The sequence below is a fragment of the Nocardioides plantarum genome (genome assembly GCF_006346395.1).
Taxonomy (GTDB): Bacteria; Actinomycetota; Actinomycetes; order Propionibacteriales; family Nocardioidaceae; genus Nocardioides; species Nocardioides plantarum.
The window spans coordinates 1154983-1176612 of sequence record NZ_VDMS01000001.1; the positions used below are offsets into that span (position 1 = coordinate 1154983).

Annotated in this window: 13 protein-coding genes; 5 read left to right on the top strand and 8 right to left on the bottom strand. The window is 73.7% G+C overall.

Annotation, left to right across the window (positions count from 1 at the left end; genetic code table 11):
- Window positions 1-29: 29 nt before the first annotated feature.
- From FJQ56_RS05395 to FJQ56_RS05405, 3 genes are all read left to right on the top strand, one after another.
- Window positions 30-1607: a bifunctional aminoglycoside phosphotransferase/ATP-binding protein gene (locus FJQ56_RS05395; RefSeq protein ID WP_140008128.1), complete on the top strand. Its 1578-nt coding sequence runs from the start codon at window positions 30-32 to the stop codon at window positions 1605-1607.
- Between the two features lie 168 nt (window positions 1608-1775).
- Window positions 1776-2039, top strand: a complete 264-nt coding sequence (locus FJQ56_RS05400; RefSeq protein ID WP_140008129.1) for a hypothetical protein — start codon at window positions 1776-1778, stop codon at window positions 2037-2039.
- Window positions 2040-2209: 170 nt separating this feature from the next.
- Entirely contained in the window at window positions 2210-3568 is a 1359-nt protein-coding gene (locus FJQ56_RS05405) for a hypothetical protein (RefSeq protein ID WP_140008130.1), read from the top strand.
- Window positions 3569-3592: 24 nt separating this feature from the next.
- Here FJQ56_RS05405 and FJQ56_RS05410 read toward each other — a convergent pair whose 3' ends face one another.
- A complete protein-coding gene (locus tag FJQ56_RS05410) occupies window positions 3593-4309 on the bottom strand; it encodes a hypothetical protein (protein WP_140008131.1) in 717 nt (238 codons plus the stop codon).
- Between the two features lie 43 nt (window positions 4310-4352).
- Window positions 4353-5072, bottom strand: coding sequence for a hypothetical protein (locus FJQ56_RS05415; RefSeq protein WP_140008132.1), 720 nt, complete (start codon window positions 5070-5072; stop codon window positions 4353-4355).
- A gap of 88 nt (window positions 5073-5160) precedes the next feature.
- On the opposite strand from FJQ56_RS05415, the gene FJQ56_RS05420 reads away from it, so the two are divergent.
- Window positions 5161-5985 (top strand): sigma-70 family RNA polymerase sigma factor, encoded by an 825-nt coding sequence (locus FJQ56_RS05420; RefSeq protein WP_140008133.1) that lies wholly within the window; start codon window positions 5161-5163, stop codon window positions 5983-5985.
- A gap of 40 nt (window positions 5986-6025) precedes the next feature.
- On the opposite strand, the gene FJQ56_RS05425 is transcribed toward FJQ56_RS05420, so the two are convergent.
- The 6 genes from FJQ56_RS05425 to FJQ56_RS05450 form a co-directional block, all read right to left on the bottom strand.
- Window positions 6026-6235 carry a hypothetical protein gene (locus FJQ56_RS05425; RefSeq protein WP_140008134.1) on the bottom strand — a complete coding sequence of 70 codons (210 nt, stop codon included), beginning with the start codon at window positions 6233-6235 and terminating at the stop codon, window positions 6026-6028.
- Between the two features lie 74 nt (window positions 6236-6309).
- Complete coding sequence (locus FJQ56_RS05430) at window positions 6310-10884, bottom strand: DUF7927 domain-containing protein (RefSeq protein ID WP_140008135.1); 4575 nt, start codon at window positions 10882-10884, stop codon at window positions 6310-6312.
- Entirely contained in the window at window positions 10885-17151 is a 6267-nt protein-coding gene (locus FJQ56_RS05435; RefSeq protein WP_140008136.1) for a DUF5979 domain-containing protein, read from the bottom strand.
- Window positions 17152-17706: 555 nt separating this feature from the next.
- The gene (locus FJQ56_RS05440) at window positions 17707-18030 is read right to left on the bottom strand and encodes a hypothetical protein (protein ID WP_140008137.1); all 324 of its coding nucleotides are present in this window, start codon (window positions 18028-18030) and stop codon (window positions 17707-17709) included.
- Between the two features lie 82 nt (window positions 18031-18112).
- Window positions 18113-19690 carry a sigma-70 family RNA polymerase sigma factor gene (locus FJQ56_RS05445; protein ID WP_170215274.1) on the bottom strand — a complete coding sequence of 526 codons (1578 nt, stop codon included), beginning with the start codon at window positions 19688-19690 and terminating at the stop codon, window positions 18113-18115.
- A 79-nt stretch (window positions 19691-19769) separates the two neighbouring features.
- A complete protein-coding gene (locus FJQ56_RS05450) occupies window positions 19770-20477 on the bottom strand; it encodes a class E sortase (RefSeq protein WP_140008139.1) in 708 nt (235 codons plus the stop codon).
- A gap of 96 nt (window positions 20478-20573) precedes the next feature.
- On the opposite strand from FJQ56_RS05450, the gene FJQ56_RS05455 reads away from it, so the two are divergent.
- Window positions 20574-21587 (top strand): glycoside hydrolase family 6 protein, encoded by a 1014-nt coding sequence (locus FJQ56_RS05455; RefSeq protein ID WP_170215275.1) that lies wholly within the window; start codon window positions 20574-20576, stop codon window positions 21585-21587.
- The last annotated feature ends 43 nt before the right edge of the window (window positions 21588-21630 follow it).

Consider the following 21630-nt stretch of genomic DNA (forward strand, 5'->3'; position numbering starts at 1 on the left):
TCCCCGTCCCGCGAGAGGTGGGCCACCTCATGACGCTCGGGTCGACGAAGCACGTGCAGGAGTACCCCACGAGTCCCCACGACCCGCAGCTCCACGTCACGCACTCCGGTCTCGTCCTGCTCAACGGCAGCCGGGCCTACAAGTTCAAGCGCGACGTGAACCTCGGGTTCCTGGACTTCAGCACCGTCGAGGCCCGCCGGGACGCGCTCGTACGGGAGCTCCGGCTCAACCAGCGACTCGCCCCCGACGTCTACCTCGGGCTCGGATCCCTCGAGGCCGGGACGGCCGCGCAGCCCGAGCCGTGCCTGGTGATGCGGCGCCTGCCGGACGACCGTCGCCTGACCGCCGTGCTGACGGCGCGGCCGACCGACCCCGACCGGTCGCTCGCCGTGCTCGACGCCGTCGCCCGCCAGGTCGCCCGCTTCCATGCGAGCGCGCGCCGTGGCGCCGACGTCGACCGCGACGGGCGCCGGGACGCGCTGCGTCACCGGTGGCGTGACAACCTCGCGTCGGTCGAGTCGTCGACCGGGACACTTCTCGACCACGGTGTCGTGCAGGAGGTCGCCGATCTGGTCGACGAGTACCTCACCGGCCGGGAGGCTCTGTTCGACGACAGGATCGCGGGTGGCCACATCGTCGACGGGCACGGCGACCTGATCGCCCAGGACGTGTTCTGCCTCGACGACGGGCCTCGCATCCTCGACTGCCTCGACTTCGACGACCGCCTGCGCCACGTCGACGTGCTCGACGACGTCGCGTTCCTCGCCATGGACGTGGAGCGTCTGGACTCCCCCGCGCTCGCCGAGCACCTGTGGACCCGCTACCTCGAGCTGACCGGGGACCCCGCACCGCCGTCCCTGAGGCATCACTACGTGGCCTACCGGGCCTTCGTGCGCGCCAAGGTCGGATGCCTCTCCGGCGCAGCCCACGACCGCCATCACGGCCACCTCAGCTCGCCGGAGGAGCACGCCGTGATGGCGTTGCGACACCTCCGCACGGCCCGGGTGCGGCTGGTCCTGTGCGGCGGCGGGCCCGGCACCGGCAAGACGACGCTGTCCGGTGCGCTCGCCGATCGCCTCGGTTGGGTGGTCGTGTCGAGCGACCGGGTGCGCAAGGAGCTCGCCGGCGTCGACCCCGAGAGCGATGCCTCGGCGCCCTACGGGGCCGGCATCTACACCCCCGGATGGACCGAGCGCACCTATCGCGAGATGGTGCGGCGCGCCGAGCTGCTCCTGCAACGGGGCGAGTCGGTCGTCCTGGACGCGACGTGGAGTGCCGCCGAGCACCGGCTGCTCGCGTCGCACGCTGCTGCGCGTTGCTCGGTGCCCCTCGTCGAGCTGGAGTGCCGACTGACCGACAGCGAGGTGGCGGACCGCATCGCCACGCGGGGTGTCGCTCGGACGAGCGGGGGCACTCGGACGATGTCGGACGCCGACAGTGCCGTCGCGGACCGGGTGCGTGCCACGAGCGATCGATGGCACTCGGCCCACGGGGTCGACACGAGTCGCCCCGTGGCCACGACCGTCGACGAGCTCGTCGCGACCTTCAGCTGGGGAAGCACCGTCCCGGCCCGAGCGCGGCCGCGCCCCCAGATGGCACCGGACTGAACGCCCCGCACCGAGCCAGGACCTCTCGGCGACCCGCAGTCGGCGCTGGCACCCCGAGGGGGCAAGCCGGTCACCCCACGTCAGGACCTTGGTCTCTGGGCCGCGCTTCGCCGGGCTCGCAGGATCGAAGGACAGAAGGCACGCAACCTCTCACTCCGAGGAGGAGCGATGACCCAGCTCACCGACGAGCGACGGCGCGTCCGGGACCTCGCCGAGACCCTGGCCCTGGAGTACGGCGGCGCGCTCCCGCCCGGGCAGGTGCTCGCGGTGGTGTTCCGCTCGAACCACGCGCTCGGCCCCGACTTCGATCTGACCCTGGCCCAACGCCTGGGGACGTGCGAGAGCATCGCCCGGCGGCAGCTGACAGCCCGGCTCGCGGCCCTCCAAGCCACGCCCACGTGCGCCGATCGTGCCGTCGCGCGCCACCCCTGATCCGGACCCCACGGGTCAGGCGGGTTGGGCAGGCCCGTCCACCACCTCCTCTCGGCGGCCATCGGCAGGACCCCGGGAAGTCGTCGCGCGAGGCGGGAGACCCGGATCCCCTGCGGGAGGGGCACCGGACACCTCGTCGGGCGGCTCCGCACCTGTGCCACGATGCACCGGTGTCCGTGGTGACGTCCGTCCACGTCGTCGCAGCAGTCCTGGCTGCTTTCACGGCCGCCTATCTCGCACTGGGGGCCCAGAGGCCCTACGGATCCACGCTCTTCCTGATCTGGGCGTCGTGCGGGACGGTCCCCTGGGCACTGTCGGTGGCCTCGGTGAAGGCCGAGGGTCTGCACCCGTGGCACCAGGTGCTGTGGCTGCCCACGATCGCCTTCTGCGGCGGGGCGTTCCTGCTGTGGGCGGGCGGCTTCTCCCGCTACGGCTGGCGTCCGCCGCGAGCGCTGGTCGTCATGTGGCTGGGCGTGCCCCTGTGCATGCTGGCGATACGGATCGGCTGGGGCCTGGACTCCCGGGACCCGCTGTTCGTCGTCAACACCGTCTACTCCTTCGGCGTCCTCGTGGTGGCCACCGCCTGGGTCACCCAGCGCGCGAACGACCCCACCCCCGCCGTACGCCTCATCGCGCGCGGCATCCTCGTGACGGCGGTCGGGGTGCTGATCGCGGAGTCGTTCCTGCTGAACATCACCGACCTGGTGGCCTCGGCGCTCCTCTTCGTGCTGGCCGTCGCGACGGTGCGCGGCGCGGACGCACTGCGCGTCCGCCCCAGTCCCGACGTCCTGATCGACGACCTCGGTGCCCTGCTCTTCGTCTTCGACCACGACCAACGCCTCGTGGACCTCAACGCGCCGGCACGGCTCTTCTACACGCTGCGGGGATCCGGCGCGCCCGACCCGGGCAGCACCGGGGAACGGCTCTTCGGCTCGGACCTGACCAGCCTGGACACCGTCACCGTGGTCCTCGAGGCCGGTGAGGACGCCGTCCGCTTCAGCGGCTACGTCCAGCGACTGCCGTCGCGCGGCTCGCCGTCACGCGGGTTCGTCTGCCTGCTGCGTCGCTCGACCGGCGACCTGCCCGAGGAGGACACCCGCACCGCGCGCCTGGCGGTCATGAACCGTCTGCCGGCCTACGACCCGACGACCCGACTGCTCTCCGCCCGCGCGTTCGACCAGGCGCTCTCCAGTGCGTCGCTGTACGACGGCGCGCAGTCGGTGCCCGCGTCCGTCCTGGTCGTGCAGGCAGACGACACCGGGACGCTGAGCCAGGTCGCCCTCGTCGTCGCCGGTGCCTGGGAGCACCGCCTCGAGACCATCGCGGTCGGCCGCTGCGGCGAGCTCCGGCTCGGGGTGGTCGCCCGCGACGTGCCCGAGGAGGTCCTCCGGTCGTGGGCCGAGCAGGTGCTGAGCGGGGCCCGCGCCCGGTCGGCGACCCGGAGCGGGACGGTCGAGGAGGCTCACGACCTCGTCGACGACGCCCTCGCCGAGCTCACCCGGGCGTGGCGCACCCGACCCACGTCCTGACCCGCCTGCCGGACGCGGTCCGTGTCAGCGCGGACGATCGACGGCCTCGCGCAGGGCCGCCAGCACGCCCTCCGGGTGGCCGCCGAGCGGGAGGACCCGGATGGTCAAGCCCCCCAGGCCCGCCGGTGACAGGGCCTCGAGGCGCGCCCGCGCGAGCGACGCCCGGGCCTCCCCGGCGACGTCGTCACCGGAGCCGTCGTACGGCGGCACGACGAGCGCCACGAGACGATCGGGGTCGTGGTCGGTCGGCTCCCGGAGCAGGCTGACGTGCTCGCCGGGGAGGTCGAGGAACCGCGCCAGCACCTGGGCCGCGCCCTGCAGCTGGTCGGCAGGTCCCAGGACCGAGGCGAGGTCCGAGGCCCCTGCCGGGCGCGGCGTGGCGGCCCGGACCTCGATGAGCTGGCTCGCCGCGACGCGGTCGGACGAGCCGGTCAGGCTCCACAGGTGGCTCTCCAGCTCGGCCCAGGTCCTGGTCACGACCTCGCCGGCCGCCTCGGCGGCGAGGTCCTGGTGCGTGCCCGCCCACGCCAGTGCGCACGCGCGCAGCACCGCTGGCGGAAGGTCGTCGGTCTGCCCGATGTCGAGCACCAGCCGGAGGTCGTCGAGAGCGGCCGACAGCGGCAACCCGTCGATAGCGGCCTGTCGGGTCATCACGACGACGTCGCGCACCAGGTCGTCCTCGAGGGAGTCGGGCGCGACCCCGCGAGACGACTCGCTCCCGGGGCCACCCTGCTCGCTCATCGGCCGGGCCCCGCGAGGAGGTCGGTCGTCGTCACCCACGAGGTCACCCCGTCGGTCGCAGGAGACGGACCGCGGCACCGGCCTCGGCGGTCGCGAGCGAGACGGTCGGCGGCGTCCCGGCCGCGAGCTCGGCGCACCTGGCCGTGAGCGCGGCGACACTCCCGGGGAGCGAGGGCGACTCGGCCACAGCGGCGACCACGCGGTCGTGGGCCGGCTGGGCGGCGACGGCCGCCCGCGGGAAGACCCGCCTGGTCTCGCGCACCACGCGCGACAGCTCCTCCGGCGAGAGCAGCGCTCCGCCGTGACTCGCCGCGGGCCAGGTCACGATCAGCAGACGCCTCGGCGGAACCAGGTCGCCCCAGGACGAGCCGACGTCGAGACGTCCCAGGAGCCGCTCCACCTCGGTGAGTGCCTCGGCGTCCTGGGCGGGGCGGGCCGCCGTACCGCCCGAGGACCCGACGCCGTCGAGGAAGGCGTCGGACCAGGCGACCGAGGAAGCCTCGATCATCCGGCTGGAGGTGCCGATGCCCACGACGGCGCACAGCACGTCGAGGTCCTCGAGGAGGTCCTGCAGCGTGCGTCCGGCACGCGCGTACCCGCGGCCCAGGACCGTGAGAGCAGCCTCGTCGACCGCCTGTCCGGGCCCGTCGGGCCAGAGCAGGGGAAGGTGGGCGCGCAGGTCGGGGGGCGTCGCAGCCGCCTGCGCCGACAGCCGCGCCGGACGGGGCCGCGTGATGCGGCCCGCCAGCCATGTCCAGACCATCTCCACCGCCTCACGTCATCCAGCGCAATGCCGGCGGGGCCGGCGCCCCGCAGCGGCCCGGTACCTACGACGTGAGTAGCCTATCCGCGTGCTGAGTCAGCTGACGTCGAAGAGGCGCGACGCGACAGGTCAGCGACGACGCACCGCTGTTGCCTCGGCACGGTCCGCAGCAGACACCGTCGCAGCCGACCAGCGCGCATCGGACCGTCACCTCATCGAGCGCGCACGCACCGGCGACGCCGCCGCCGTCGCCGATCTGTACGCCGCCCACCACCCGGTCGCCCGCGCGATCGCGCAGCGCCTGTGCCGCCCCTCCGACGTCGACGACGTGGTCTCGGAGGCCTTCACCAAGGTGCTCGACCAGATCGCCCGTGGCGCCGGGCCCCAGGTGTCCTTCCGGGCCTACCTGATCACCGCCGTCCGCAGCGCCAGCGCCGACGTCGGCCGGGCCCGAGCGCGGTTGCTCCCGACAGACACCGTGGAGGACCTCCGGCAGGAGGAGACCACGCAGGCCGACGACGAGCCGCACAGCACCCTGCGATCCGACTCCGAGGTGCTGGCCCAGGCGCTCGCGAGCCTCCCCGCCCGCTGGCAGCTCGTCATCTGGTGGACCACCGTCGAGGGACGGTCGCTGGCCGACGTCGGTACCGAGCTCGGGCTCAAGGCCAATGCCGTGGCCGCCCTGGCCTTCCGCGCCCGCCAGGGACTGCGCGACGCCTACCTGGCGCTCCACGTGCGCCAGAGCACCGAGCCGGACTGCGACGCCGTCCGGGGTGACTTCCCGGCGTACGTCCGCGGGCGGCTCGAGGAGTCGCTCGTCGATGCCGTCGAGTCCCACCTCCCCGACTGCGCACCGTGTCGCGAGGTCCTCGACGAGCTGCACTCGCTCCTCGTCGTCGGCGCCGCTCGCTGACCCGCCGCTCGCGCCGTGGTCGCTGCGTGACGCGCACGCCTCAGGCACCGCCGCGGTCCCGATCCCTTCGGCGACGTGCGACCTCGAGCAGGGCCGCCAGGTCGGACGCGTTGGGAGCCCACCCGCGCGCCAGCTCGTCCCTCATCATGTCGTAGACGGCGCGACGTTCGTCGTCCGACATCTGGGCCAGCACGCTGTCGAAGCGCGACCGTGGACGGGCCCGCCCCGGCGTGCCGCGAGGACTGGACACACCGCGACCGTCGTCGGCAGCGGGGTGGGGTCGGATCACCTCCACCGGACTTCGAGGACTGCGACGTCTGAGGGTCATCTCACCCACCGGGAGCGTGGGCGGCGACGGACCCACAGGAGCAGGAGACCGAGTCCCACGAGCACGACGGCGAGGACCGGCACCCACGCCTCGACCGGCGACCCGGTGTCCGGCAGCGGGCCCCCGCCGCCACCAGCGCCGTCACCGTCACCGGAGCCACCGTCGTCGCCGGACGGGGAGACGACGTGCTCGGTGCACTGGTCCGAGCTGGCGGGGCAGCCGCCCACGACCCCGTCGAGGCCCATGGCGACCGCGTTGCGGATCATCGCGTCCCCGTCCCCGGACACCCTGACCGCGTAGGTGACGCGGACGACCTCTCCGGGCCCGAGACGGCCGCTCAGTCGGATCGTCGACCCCACCCGTTCCGCTCGCAGCCGCGGGCTGTCGACGGTCGGTCCGGAGACGAGGTCGGCGTCGTCCAGGACGTCGACGAGACGGTCGACCGCCGCCACCGGTGCCGAGGCGGCCGGACGGTCGCGCTCCCGGTTGCGGAGCGTCAGGGTGTAGGTGATGACGTCCCCCGCGGCGACCACGGTGCCGCCCGCGGGGTCGGCGGTCTTGCGCACGGTGACCGGTGACCGGGGGTTGCTGGTGCAGTCCGGTCGGTCGGGGTCGTCGGCGCGGCAGTCCCGCGGTGTCGCCTCCCCGGGGTCGAGGAGGTGGTTGCGCAGGTCGCCGTCCCCGTGGGCGCCGTCGAGCACCTGGACCGTGTAGCGCACCGTCGCTCGTGCGCCGGGCGCCAGGGCGCCGGTCACCCGCAGGAGCCCGGCCGCGGGACCTAACACGGTCAGGTCCTTGCTGGAGGACCGCGGCGAGCCGACCACCCGGGCGTCGTCCAGGACGCCACCGAGGTCGTCGATGCGGTCGACGGCGACGGCGGCCGTGCCGGTGTTGCCGAAGTGAAGGGTGTAGGTGACCCGTCGCCCGGGTTGCACCGACGTGCCCGACGGCGGATCGACGGTCTTCCAGTCCTCGAGCACGCCGACGGCGTTCGTGGTCCGCGACGGGTCGACCGGGCCGCAGGTGTCGACCGAGGGGCACGCCACCTGCGGCGCGTCCGGGGCCAGCACGTTGGACAGGTTGTGGTTGCCGTCGTCCGCTCCCCTGACCGTCACCTGGTAGCTCACGGTGACGCGGTCCCCCGGGTCGAGGGTGCCGGTGACCCGGAGGCGGTCGCCCCTCACGACCGCGCGCACGGAGCGGCTGGTGCTCGCGGGGGCACGGGTCAGGTCGGCGTCGTCGAGCACGTCGGAGAGGTCGTCCTCGGCGTCGATGCGACCGGCGACGGGACCGTCGTTGGTCCACGCCAGCACGTAGGTGACCAGGTCGCCGGGCTGGACCGGGCTCCCGCTCGGCGGGTCGACGAGCTTGCGGGGTACGACGTGGGGCAGCAGCGTGGTGACCGCGTCGGCGCAGTCGTCGGCGGTGCAGCCCGGCACCCCGGCGGCGTTGACGAGGCGGTGGTCCCCCAGGTTGGTGATCGTCACCCGGTAGGCGATGGTCGCCACGTCGCCGACGGCCATCGCGCCGCTCCAGGTCAGCACGTCTCCGGACACCCGGACCTCGCCCGTCGACGCGGTCGGCGTACCGGCCAGGACGGCGTCGTCCAGCACGTCGGAGAGGTCGTCGACGACAGCGGCCGGCTCCTCGGCCGAGAGGTCGAGCGCCCCGTCGTTGACGACGGTGATCGTGTAGTCGACGGTGTCGCCGGTGTCGGGCTCGGGGTCGGAGACCGCGGTCTTGGTCACCGTGAGGTGACGCACCGGGTTGCTCGTGGACTCGGGGGCGCAGCCGGCCGGCTCGCCGGGCTCGCAGCCCAGCACGTTGGTGAGCTCGTGGTCGCCCTGGGCCACCCAGTCCCGCACCCGGACGCGGTAGGTCACCGTGCGGGTGGCTCCGGTCGGCACCTGGCCCTCGATCTCGAGCCGGTCGCCGACGACCGTCGCGGCGAGGCCCGCATCGGCCTCGACGGCTCCGACCAGGTCGGCGTCGTCGAGGACGTCGCGCAGGTCGTCGCTGGTGTCGACGTCGGCGCTGGTGCCGCCGTCGTTGTCGAAGGTGAGCGTGTAGGTCAGCACCTGGCCGACCTCGACCGGCGTCCCGGTCGCGGGGTCGACGGCCTTGTCGTGGTGCAGGCCCGAGCCCGGCACGGACACGCTGCGGCAGGCCTCGGTGGGCTCGAGGGCCTCGGACGCCGGTACGCAGGCGCTGTTGACCAGCCTCTGGTCGCCGGCGCCGGTGTAGGCGACCCGGTAGGTGATCGTCGCCGACTGCCCGGCCGGCAGGGCCCCGCGCCAGGTCACCTCGGGGGGCTCGACGTCGGCGGTGCCGCTGCTCGCGGTGATCGCGGTGGGATCGTGCGTGTCGTCGAGGACGTCCGAGAGGTCGTCGACGAAGGTCGCCGGGCGGGCCGGGGTGTAGTCGCCCGGCCCCGCGTTGGTCACGGTGACGGTGTAGGTCACGGTCTGACCGACGGCGGGGAGCTGCGTGCGGTTCGCGGTCTTGGTGAGCTCGAGCCGGGGCAGCCGGAAGGTCTCGACGTCGCAGGGCGCGGCGGCGTCGCCGGTGCACGCCGGCGTGGTCGTCGGACCACCGGGGGCCGGCACGAAGGCCGTGTTGGCGGCGACGCCGTCACCGCGACCGGTGAGCCGGACCGTGTAGGTGAGCACGGCGGCTTCGCCGACGGCGAGCGGGCCGCTCCACGTCAGGCGCGGCTCCGCGTAGGAGGGTGCGTCGGCCGGCTGCCCGTCGACGGCCACCGCGGCGTCGCCACCGTAGACGGCGTCGTCGAGCACGTCGGTCAGGTCGTCGACCACCCGGGCGGGCTGAGCCTGCGTGTAGTCGTCGGTCCCCGTGTTGGTCAGGGTGACCGTGTAGGTCACGGTGTCGCCGGCGCGGGTCTCGGCTGTCGCGGTGGACGTCTTGACCACGCTGAGCCGCGGCACACGGACCTCGACACGGTGGTCCTCGACCTCACCGCCGGCAGCCGCGCCGGTCGGAAGCGGGTCCGGGACGGAGCCCGGGAAGAGCCGGAAGCGCGCGTACGTCGGCTGGGACCCGCTGACCCTGCCGAAGGTCAGGTCGAACGGCCGGGCCACGACGCCACCCGGCACGGCGACGACGACCCGCTCGTCGGGGTCGAAGCCGCCCGACCGGTCGAGGTCGATCCATCCGGCCAGGGTGGCCGCGGTCGCGGCGGAGTTGGTGACCGCCACCCTGGCGGTGGCCGGCAGGCCGGTCGTGGCGACCATCTCGGTGACGCCGTCCTCGTCGTCGGTGCGGTTGGTGTCGTCGCCGTCGGCACCCACGGTGGGCTGACCGTCGGCGTCGAACTCGGAGGTCGCTCCGAGGCGCAGGCCGGGGGTGATCGTGTGGTGCGGGCCCTGGGCGGCCAGGGTCGTGGCGTAGGTGTCGGGGGCGTCGCCGTAGTCGTCGCAGGACGCCTCGACCGGGACGTCGCTGTCGGCGTCGACGCCGAAGCCCGAGTTGGCGAACCCGTTCCAGGCGATCTCGGGGGCCGTCTGGTCGCGGAACCAGATCTGGAACCGCTGGCTCGGCTCCGCGTTGCCCGAGACGGTGCCGGCGAAGCGGACGTAGTCCGGGTCCTCCGCGACGGCCACGCTGCTGGCGGGGGTGACGGCGTACCCGCTCAGGAACGCGGGGCGGATGGCGGCGCGCTCGGTGGCGTCCATGTCACTGAAGGTCCAGACGCCGTTGACGGCGATCGGCGTCGTCGTCCCGGCCTCGACGAAGGAGTACCGCAGGGTGGCCCCGCCGCCCGGCAGGTTCCACGCGGCGTCGTCCGTCGTCCCCGGCGCGAGGCCGCCGAGGGTCGCGGACCCGCCGATCACCTGGAGTCGCATGTCGACCGGTCGGCCCCGGACGACGGCGACGTCGGAGTAGAGCCGCTGGGTGCCGGTCGCTCCCGTGCCGCCGGTCACCGGACCGACGTGCTGGAAGGTCATCGCGTAGTACGGCTCGTCGACGGGGCTGCACGCGGCCGGTACGACGAGCCGCTCGACCAGCACCCGGTAGTCCTCGACCTCGTCGCCGGGGGCGCCCCCGGTCGGTGAGTGGATCGTCGATGCGTCGGTGCTGTAGCGGACCCGGACGTCGGTGCGGATGTCGGCCGGGTTGTCGAAGCCGGGGAACGTGACGTCGTTGGCCCCGGCACCGACCGGACGGGCGTCGGCCACCCGCTCCGCGGCGTCGGTGAAGTCGCCGTCCTCGTTCCAGTCGACCCAGACGCTGGCGAATCCCTCGGCAGAGACGTCCAGCCGGACGGTGTTGGTGACCGGCAGCAGGGTGATCGGGTCGGTTCCGGTGCGGATCGTCGGGCCGGGGTAGCCCAGCGCCGGGTTGAAGGTGACGCTGTCCACCCCGTCACGCTCGGCCGCCACCGTCGGCCGACCGTCCGGCCGCTCCGCTCCCCGCGCCTCCGCCTCCGGGTCGGCACCCCCGTCGACCGCAGCCGACGGGAGCGTCGTCGAGCCCAGGACCAGGACGGCGGAGGCGAGGACGGCGACCAGCGGACAGCTGCGCCGCCGCCCCCACCGGCGCGTGACGGGCATCTAGGCGCCGGACACGGGTCGCCGCCGTCGTGACCTGAGGACCAGGCCGCCGGCGAGCAGCAGGAGCGCGCCGACCGGGAGCAGCCAGAGAGCAGGACCACCGGTGTTGGGCAGCAGGCCGCCGTCGCCGCCGTCCGCTTCGCCGTCCCGGCCGCCCACGGCACCGTCGACCACTCCCTCGTCGTCCCGGGGGAACGTGTTGGTCACGACGACCGAGGCGTCCGGATCGACGACGACGCGGCCGTCGCGCCGACCACCGTCGGCGGCCGTCGAGTCGGCGTAGCCGACCGAGGCCGCGTCGGGGACGTCGACCTCCTTCACCCGGCACTCGGCACCGACCGGGACCGAGATGGTCCGCGTCTGCCCCGCGCGCAGTCGGAACGCCGCGTCCGCCTTGTCCAGGTCGACCTGCCCCTGAGCGGTGGTGCAGGAGACCTCGAACGCGTAGGGACCGGCCGGGCCGTTGACGACCTTCTTGGTCACGGTCAGCTCGGCGGCGTCGAAGGTGTTCGTGACGCTGATCCGGTCATCGCCGGTGGGCGTCGCGGTCAACGGCTGCGTCGGGCCGGGGTGGCTCACCACGGTCGCGGTCGCCCCGCCGGCGTCGGTCTCCTCCGCCCAGCACTGCGCACCGACCGGGAGGTCCGGGACGACCACCGGGGTGCCGGCCACCACGGTGTAGGCCTGGGCGGTCAGGAGCGGGGTCATCGCACCGTCCTGCGGGAGCACGCAGGTCAGCGCCACGACGTACTCGCGGCCGGCGGCGTAGTCGGCGGCGTCGCCGTCGACCTTCTTGAGCAGGGCGATCGAGGTCAGGTCGAAGGTGTTGACGACCGCGAGCTCGAGCTCCTGGAGGTCGCCCGGGGTCCCCGCGGTGACCTCGACGCCCGTGTCGAACGAGTCGGCGTCGCTGGTGTGGCTGGTGGCGCCACCGGTCCGGGTCTCCTCGGTCCAGCACCTGGTGCCCAGCGGCAGCAGGACCGCATCGCCGTCGGCGTCGGTCAGCTCGACCCGCTCGCCGCCCTTGACCTGGATCGGCTCGGAGTAGAGCACGTCGGTGGCACGGTCCTTGGCGCAGGTGACCAGGACGGTGAAGGTCGCGTCCGTGGCGTAGTCGGCGTCCCGGCCCGCACCGGCGAGCACCTTCGAGAGCGCCACCGTCCCGGCGGAGAACTCGTTGGTGAAGGTCGCCTGCACCGTGTTGTCGGAGGCGTTCTCGACGATCGTCACCGTGACCGGGGCGGGGGTGGTGTCCGCGCCCCCGTCGTCGGTCTCGGTCACCGTGCACACGGCGCCGATGGGCAGCACCATCGGGACGTCCTCGACCATCTCGGTCGCGCCCGCGGGCCGGTCGACGGTCACCGTGACCGGCGGGAGCGTCGTGCCCTCGAAGGCGCACGAGACCTCGAAGTCGAACGGGCCCGTGGGCAGCGAGGCGCCCGCGCCAGTGATCTCCTTGCGGATCTGCAGGCGTCCGGCCTCGAAGGTGTTGGTCACGGTCAGCTCGAGTGCCGTCGGGGCGCCGGGGACGATGACGACCCCGTCGGCAGGTCGGACCGTCGTCGAGGTGGCGCCGCCGGCGTCCAGCTCGGCCGCGGTGCAGGTCGCACCCGTGGGTGCGTCCACGGTCCGGGTGTCGTTGCCGACCAGCTGCACGGTCTGCGGGAAGCCGGGCGCGGCCACGCCGCCGAAGGTGCAGGCCACCTCGACCGGGTAGGTCGTGTCGGCGCCGTACTGGGCCGCGGCACCGGTGACCGCCTTGGTGATCGACAGCGGCACCATCGGGAACGCGTTGCCGATGGTCACGGCCGACACCGCGGTCTGGGTGCCGAGCTGCGGGGCGATGGTGACCGTGGCCGGGTCGCTCTGCGGGTGGTCGCTGACGCCACCTCGCGCGTCGGTCTCCCAGACCTCGCAAGCCGCGCCGGCCGGGATGCCGGTCACGTCGGCGGACTCGCCGTCGCGGAGGGTGAGCGTGCCGGAGGCGGCGGTCTGCCGCGGGTTGCCGATCGGGTCGATCGTGCACCGGTAGGCGAACTCGAAGTCGAGACCGGAGACCGGCAGGTCACCGGGGTTCGACGTCACCTCCTTGGTCACGCGCAGGGTGCCGTACGCCGTGGCGACACCGACCTGGATCGGCTCGGTCGGCGGCAGCACGCGGGTGCCGCCGTTGGCGCGCCGGGTCGTCTCGGCGTGGCCGAAGGAGTTCCAGGCGATGGTCGGGTCGGCGACGCGGGCGACCTCGAGCGGGGTGTCCATCGAGAAGGTGACGCTCACCCCCTCACCGGGGGCCAGGGGCTGGTCCCACTGGACCCGCATCTGGGCGGCCACGACCCCGGGCCCGAACGGCGCGGACCAGTCGCCGGGCGCGCAGTCGTCGCCCATCGCCAGGTCGTCGGTGCACAGCGGCTCCGTGGCGGCGTACGACGTCGAGAGCGCGCCGCTGCCCACGAGCTGCGGGGCGGTGGCCAGGCGCGGTCGGTTGTCCCACTGGGTGCCACGGTCGGTGCCGCTGAGGACCACGCCCTTGTCACCGCTGACCGGGAACCGGTCGATGACCCGCATCCTCGTCGCCGGCTCGGTGCCGGCGTTGACGAAGCGGAGCAGGTAGTCGTAGCGGTCGCCCGGGTTGACCAGGGCGACGCAGGGGAACGCCGTGTAGGACCGGCCACCCTCGGAGCGCACCGGGCAGGCGTCGTCGCCCACCGGCACGAGCTCCTGGCTGCGGTTGTCCCACCAGCCCAGGCTGTCGTTGCCGGCGACCCACTTGCGGGCCTGGAAGGCGGCACCGGCCTTGGTGGTGACCGCCGCGGTGTCGGTGCACCACGTGCCGGCCCCGAGCGACCCGCCGGTCTGGGTGCCGCTGCCGGAGGCACAGGCCAGGTCGGGGTGCGAGGAGGTCGCCCCCATGAGGTTGGTGCTGACCTGACCCTCGGTCACCCCCGGAGCGAGGGTCACCTGGATCTCCAGGACGAGGGTGGTGCCCGGTCGCATCGTCCACGACCCGAACTCCCAGCGCAGCCCGCTGATCCGACCACCGTTGCCGGTGGTGGTGCTGAAGGTCGGTGTGGGGACCGGGGCGGTGCCGGCCGGGACCTGGGTGTCGACCAGGCGGTAGGGCTGGCCGCCGTCGCCGGCGAAGCTCTCTTCGAACGTGAGGCCGGCGGGAAGCTCGTCCTCGACCACCAGGTCGGGCAGGTCGGCGGTACCGCTGTTGACGACCTTGAGCCGGAACGGAGCCGTCTCGCCGGGGGCGATCGCGGAGTTGGGAGTCTTGTCCACCGCCAGCTGCGGGGCACCGCGCACGAAGCTCAGCGTGGCCTCCACCGGCGCCACCGGTTGCAGGGTGCCGGTGGTCTGGAGGCGCGTCTCGAAGCCTCCGCTGGCACTGTCGGTCAGGGTCACCCGGCCGAGGGGCTGGCCGTCGGAGCGACGGGTCTGTCGCGGGTGCACGTCGAAGGTCACCTGACCGGTGCACGAGGCGGGCGTGGGCGCGCCCTCGCAGGGACGCAGGGCGTAGCCGCCCGCGTTGGCGGTGAACGTGGCCCGCAGCCCGAGGACGTCAGCGGGCGCCACACCCGTCGGCAGGCCCCAAGGGGCCGAGCCGTCCGGCGTACCGGCGACCCAGCCGCCGGCCGTGAGCGCGTCGAGCTGGACCCGGTCGGCGCCGAGGGGGAACGTCACGCCGCTGACCTGGGCGAGGTCGACGGAGTCCCAGAAGTCGCGGACGCCGGCGGGCGCGGCGGGGTCGAGGTCCTCGTCGGTCAGGACCAGCCGGCTGGCGCTGGTGTTGCCGGTGTTGGCGATCGTCAGCCTCACCTGGGCCGTCTGCGTCGGCACGCCGGGGACCGGCTCGGCCAGCTCGGCGGGCTGGATGGCCTTGTTGATGACCGCGCCGCTGTCGGCGGGTCCGGTCCGCACGCCGGCCGAGCAGACGTCGTCGGCGAACCCCGTCCAGCCGTCTCCCGAGGCCTGGAAGCAGTTGGTCAGGGTCTGGCCGTCGGCCACCCCGTCGCGCCGGATCACGGTCACCCTCAGGAAGACCCGCTTGGTGGGGTCGAGCTCGCCGAGGACCCGGACGCGCACCCCGGTGGCCGCAGCGAGGAGCGCGGTGTCCGAGCCGCTGTAGGCCACCCAGGTCGAGACCCGGGGGTCGTAGACCTCGAGCGCGGTCGCGGGGGTTCCCGAGTCCTTGGTGACCACCGCGGAGACCAGGCTCACGAGGTCGAAGGGGTTGCCGGCGGCGCGGGGCGCTCCGCTGCCGTCGACCGGTGGGTCGACGATCTCCGGATCGACGAGCGGCACGTTGCCGTTGTTGGTCAGGGTCAGGTTGAAGTCGATCGGCTGCCCCTCGGGCAGGCTCGACTGCGACCTGGTCTTGACACCGGTGCCGGAGCTCCGCCTGGTCTCCACGGCCAGGGTCGCGCAGGCGCTGCCGCTCATCGTGCCGGTGCTGTTGGACGTGTCGGCGCGGGCCACGAAGGCGGCGCAGTTGCCGACTCCCGGCGAGGAGCCGTTGGGCAGGTCCGCGGCGTCGACCTGGCTGTTGAGAGTCCCGTGGACGTCGAGGTAGGCCGTGGCGTTCTCGGCGATGGACGGCGAGCCGGAGCCGTCGACCCCGGTGTAGGTCACCGACAGGCTCGTCACCCGGGTGCCGGCCTTGGTGACGTCGACGACCGAGTTGGAGGTGCGATCGAACGTCGCCGAGGTGCCATCGGCGTACTGGACGACGAGCTCGGCCGTGGTCGCCCCGCTCGGGAGGCGGAGGCGGGCGGTCGTCACGTCGAGCGAGTCGAACTCCGACTGCGAGGCGGGCGCGAGCGGGTCCGGCTCGGTGATGGTGATCGTGCGGATCGGGAACGCACTGGCGTTCTGGATCCGGACCGAGGCGGTGACCGGCGAGTCCTCCCCCACGACGGCGTACTCACCCGCGTCCTGGTCCCAGTCGCCGTTGGTGTCGGGGAAGAAGGTCTTCTGCGAGTTGACCAGGACCGTGTCGGGCAGGATCGCGAACGTGTCACAGACCGAGGTCCCGGCGGTGACCGCTCCCTGGTCGTCGACGGCGCGTGGCGCCGCACAGTTGGTGATCGTCAGCCGGGTCGTGGGGTCGATCTGGGTGCCGTCGCTCCGCAGCGTCGAGCGGAGCTCGAGTCCGGCGCGGACCTCGCCGCCGGTGCTGTCGAAGGGCAGGGCGTCGCCGCTCGCGTCGCGGAAGACGACGCGGAAGCCGGTGACGCCGGCGGGGTTCGGGACGGCGAACGCTCCCGGCGCCGTACGGGTGTCCACCGCCGTGTAGTCGGCGTCGGTGCAGGTGCCGACCGGCTCCCGGCACACCAGGAGCTGTGCGGTGTCCGCGCCGGCGGGGAAGCGGCTGAGCTCGACACCGGTGAGGTCGAAGTGCTCGTACGTCGCCGCGGTCGCGTCGGTCACGGAGAGCTCCTTGACGATGACAGGACCGGTGGAGGCGTTGCGGACGCCCAGGACGGCGACGGTGTCCTCACCGCTCCCGGCGATCGCGGACCCATCGGTCCAGCTCTTGGTGGCCACCGGCGCGACGACGCGCGGGACGTCGACCTCGACGAGGTTGGTGCTCGACGCCGGGTCGGCGTTGTCGGCGTCGGTCGTCGCGGTGTTCGAGATCCGGTCACCGTCGGCCATCGTCGTGCCGGCGGGCAGCCGGACACCCACCTCGATGACCCGGGTGGCGCCGTCGTTGAGCCCGACCGCGTCGGCCGGCTCCTGGAGCGCCTCGGTGAACCGGATGGTCAGCGTCCGGGTGGCCGGGTCGTAGTCGACCGTGCGTCCTCCCGTCGCCTGGGGCAGCGAGGTGACGTCGAGACCGGCCGGCAGGACGTCGGTCGCCGTCTGGTTGACGCAGCCGGCGGTCAGGCCCGAGCAGCGCACGGTGATGATGTAGAGGTACTCGTCACCGGGCTGCACGGGCCCGTCGTCGAGGTTGTTCTCCTTGGTGACACCCACGACCGACTGGGCCACGTCTCGAGGTGCGGCCGCGCCGCCCTCGTCGTCGGCCTCGTCCTGCTTCGAGGGCTGGGAGTGCGTGGACGGCTGGTCGTGGGGGGTCGGGGTCGCGGAGCCGGTCGGTGCGCCCGGGTCCGTCGGCGCGTCCGTCCCCTCGGCCGCGGAGCCGGTGGCCGACACCACGTCGGTCGGCTCGCCCGCCCCCGGATCGGTCGCGTACGCCGTACCCGCCGTCGTCAGGACCGTCATCGCCATGGCGCACAGCGCCATCCGGCGCCACCCGCGCACCGCGCGTGATGTGCGGCGCGACGTGCGCGCAGGCGCGGAGGAGGGATGAGGGGAGGAAGCGAAGAGCATGAGGCAACTTTCGTGAGGAGGAACTGCACGTCACCCGAGAGGAAGCGGGCGCCGGATGGGGCAAGGGACTGCGAGGCGCCCGTGGACGGGCGCGGACGTGACGAGCCACGCCGGGGACCGCGACGAGCGATCGGTCCGGGTGGCGCCACGCTGCGGGAGGTGCGGGTGGGGCTGGTGCTACGCGCACCGAAGGGGCACCACCGCTCGGGTCCCGCAGCGGTGGTCTCGGATCAGCCCCCGACCGGACCTGCCGGACCTGGTCGGGGGTCGTGCGTGCCGGGCGTGAGGACGGCCGGCTCGGCCCCGTGTCCCACGGTCGGTCCGGCGGTGCGGATCGTGTTGCTACAGGTGGTCATGACGTCCTGGACGAGCTGGGTGACGGTTGTCCCCCAAGAGACGGACACCGTCGCGATTCCTTACGCGACTCGCGAGCACCTCTCCTCGAGGGCCGGTCGCCGGGGACGGTCTGCCGCGCCCGTACGGCGATCACGGCACCGCCGGGCTGGCGTGACGGCACCAGGCCTCCGGGAACCGGGCGGGCCAGTGCCGTCCGCGCAGCACCGGTGGGAGCCGTGTCCGCACCCGGACCTGCCCGTCGATCAGCTCGCGCCAGGAGAGGGACTGCTGCACCTCGTCGCGCTCGACCAGCGTGCCCGGCAGCACCCGGTCAGGATCGACGCCGTGGTGGCGGAACCACGCTGCGACCGGGGTGGCCAGGTCCGGCGGGAGCTGGTCGAGGTCTGCAGGGAGCTCGAGCGCGGTGGGGCCGGCCACCTGCTCGGTGGGTACTTCGTCGTTGGTCGTGCTCATACCGTCCCGAACCGATCTGCGTGGGGTTGTCCCAGACAAGACGGGCGGGAGCCGATTCCCTTACGGGGTTTGCGGGAGCAGTTCAGCCACGGAAGGACAGGGCGTCGTTGCCGGGGCGCGGATCCTTGTTGCCAGGGGCACTCACCACGGCGTCGACCCTGAAGCCGTCGCCCGCGACCAGGTCGAACCCGAGGGGTCCGCGGGTGGACAGCACCTCGCACACGACGCGCGCGGGGGCGGGCTCTCGACACGACGCCACAGCCCAGGACGGCCCGGAGTGCAGCGTCCAGGAGTCGACGCCGGCGAGCCTCAGCTCCACCCGCACCTTCGACAGCGCACCGTTGCCGACGCCGACCTCGAAGTGCTGGAAGTCGACGAGGTCCTCGGACCTGGCGTTCGCGAGCCACAGGTCGGCGCGGGGTGTGGACGACGAGGGCGGGAGGGGGGTGACCGGCTCGCCGATCGGAGGCATGACCGACGGGTCGATCGGCGTCGGCGTGAGGTCGGGCGGCACGACAGGGACGATCGGGGGCGTCGTGGCCGTGAGCGGCGACGACGGAAGTGGCGTGGGGCTGTCCGGGGGTGTCACGGGCGAGGCGGTCGACGGCGCCGAGGGTGTCCCGTGCGGCGAGGGCGGCTGGGAGGTCGGGATCTCGATGGACGGCGCCGACGTCTGCGCCGTCCCGGGCGAGGCCCCGCCGCCGGGCGCGGAGGACTCGCGGTCGTCCCGGCCGGACTCGCGGCCGACCAGAGCCTGGACGCTGCCCGCGACCAGGACCAGCGCAGCCGCGACGGCGACCGCCACCAGCAGGTGGCGCCGGTCGCGCCTGCGGCCCGAGGCCAGCTCTGCCTCGGCGGGCAGAACCCCGCTGCCCTCGTAGGCCGCGGTGACGTAGGCCGCACCGGCGACCCCCAGGACACCGGGTCCCAGGAGGAGCCCGGTCCCGCGACTGATGCGACGCAGGTCGTCGATGGCCGCGGTGCAGGTCGAGCACTCCGCGAGGTGGGCCTGGACCACACGCTCCCGGCGACCGTGCAGACCACCGCGGGCGAAGGCCGCCAACGAGCCGCGGGTCGGCTGGCAGCCGGCGGGGAGCTGTCCCAGGTGTGCCGTCAGGTAGGCCTCGCGCAGTCCGTCGCGCGCACGGAAGGCCAACGCAGCCACGGCGTTCGCCTTGATGCCGAGCAGCCGGCCGACGGTCGCGTGGTCGTCGTTCTCGACCACGGTGTGCCACAGCACGGTCTGCCAGCGCTCGGGCAGGCTGTCGAAGGCGCGGGCGACCAGGCGTGCCTCGTCGCTCGTCTCGAGGGGTACGTCGGCTGCCGGGGCCGTCTCACGGTCCGTCGGCTCGTCCTCCCAGACGTAGCGACGGTCGTTGCGGACGTGGTCGACGTGCACGTTGCGCACGGCTCGGAGCAGGTAGGGCCGGAACGCCTCGTGCGGCCCCCTGCCCTCACGGAGGGACCGCAGCACGCGGGCGAACGCCTCGGCGGCGATGTCCTCGGCGGTCACCGGATCGGTGAGCCCACGCGCCAGTCGCAACGCGGCGTCGTGGTGCCGCTCGAACAGGACGGCCACGGCAGCGGTATCGGACATCCGGGCGCGCGCCGTCAGCTCGACGTCGCTGGCGTCACCCTCGCCATCGGCCCCCACGGTCATGATGGCGACATTGTGCATCAGCCGCCGAGGCGGGCCACGACCCCGTGTGGCCCGGGGATCGTCACCGGTCGAGCCGTGCTCAGCGGTCGACCGCCGACACGAGATGGCCGAAGGCCACCAACCTGTCGTCGGTGTGGAACAGCTCGGCACACGTGGTGAGCGTGATCAGCTCGGCCTCGTCCTCACGCGGGCCGACGCCGGCCGGGTCGGGGTTGACCGGCTCGGCCCCGACGACCCACCCCGCGGTGAACGGCACCCGCAGGTCGTCACCGTCCGTGTCCAGCACGTAGGTGTAGACGACGTCGCGGGTCTCCACGACGACCAGGTCGCCGACGTCCAGCGACTCCATCTCGCGCAACGGCTCGCCGTGGGTCACCCGGTGCCCGGCCAGCGCGTAGTTGCCCTTCTGGCCGGGCCCGGCGGAGCCCTCGAAGTGGCCGACGCCCGAGGCGAGGGCGGCGTCGTCGACACCCTCGAGCACGGGGACGGCGAAGTCGTCGCCCCAGGCCGGGACCCGCAGGATCGCGGACGCCGTGCCCTGGGCGGTGCCCACGTCGGCTCGGGCCTCGCCCTGCGGCTTGGCCCACTCGTCCTCGAGCCGCTGCACCGTCTCCTGGTGCCGATGCCTCGAGACCACGTTGGTGCCGTAGAGCTGCCAGCCGACCCACCCCAGGACCGCCAGTCCGGCCAGGACGAGGCCGATCCCCAGCCAGAGGCTCCAGCCCCGCCGGCAGTACGCCGTCCCGCGGCCGCCCGCGGCGGTGGCGTCGGGTCCGACGTCCTTCATGGCGCGCAGTCTGTCAGGACCCCTCGCAGCCTCGCCGACTCGCGGCCCGCGGCCGTCGACCACGTCGCAGCCGCCCGGCTGGTCCACACTGGACCCGTGCCGATCCGTCCCCTCGCCCAGACCGCAGCACTCGCCGTCGCGACGCTGGTCCTGGCCTCGTGCGGCGCGAGCGACGAGTCCGGCGACGGACCGACGGGCACCGGCGACGGCAACCCGTTCGCCGAGCGGGCGCAGACGGTGCTGGCCAACCCGCGGCTCACGGCCGCCGTCCGGCAGGCCGAGGCCGACGGCGACACCGACCGGGCCCGCGTGCTCGAGCGGCTCGCCAAGGTACCCACCGGCATCTGGCTGACCCCCGAGGCGTTCCCGGCCGGTCGGGTCGGGCCCTACGTCGCCGGGGCGGTCGGCGTCGCCGACGGTGCCGACGGCGGCAAGGGGTCCACGGTGCCGCTGTTCGTCGTCTACGGCATCCCCGACCGCGACTGCACCGGCGGCTTCTCGGCGGGCGGACTGACCGACGAGACCTACGTGCCGTGGGTCTCGGAGATCGCCGCGGCCGCCGGCGACCGGAGCGTCGTGGTGCTCGAGCCCGACGCCCTGGCCTCCTCGGTGAGCTGCGGTGACAAGGAGTCGCGCATCCGGCTGCTCAAGCAGGCGGTCGGGGTCCTCGACGCCGCCGGGGTCACGACGTACGTCGACGCCGGCCACTCCGCCTGGGTCCCGGCCGCCACGATGGCCGAGCTGCTGCGCGCGGTCGACGTCGGCTCGGTGCGGGGCTTCGCCACCGACGTCGCCAACTACCAGCCGTTGTCGCGCGAGCGGGCCTACGCCGCCCAGCTCAGCAAGCTCCTCGACGGCGCCCACTACGTCATCGACACCGGCCGGTCCGGAGCCTCCAGCGCCGCCGGCACCCCGGTCGACGACTGGTGCAACCCCGAGGGCCAGTCGCTGGGCGAGAACCCGGGGTTCGTCGACGACGGCACGGGTCTCGACGCCCTGCTGTGGATCAAGCCCCCCGCCGAGTCCGACGGCACCTGCCACGGGGGGCCCCCGGCCGGTGACATCTGGCTTGACCGGGCGGTTCGTCTTGCGGAGGACGCCGGGTGGTGAATCATGGGTCGCCACACCGCCGTACTCCCGCCCTTGTGAGACT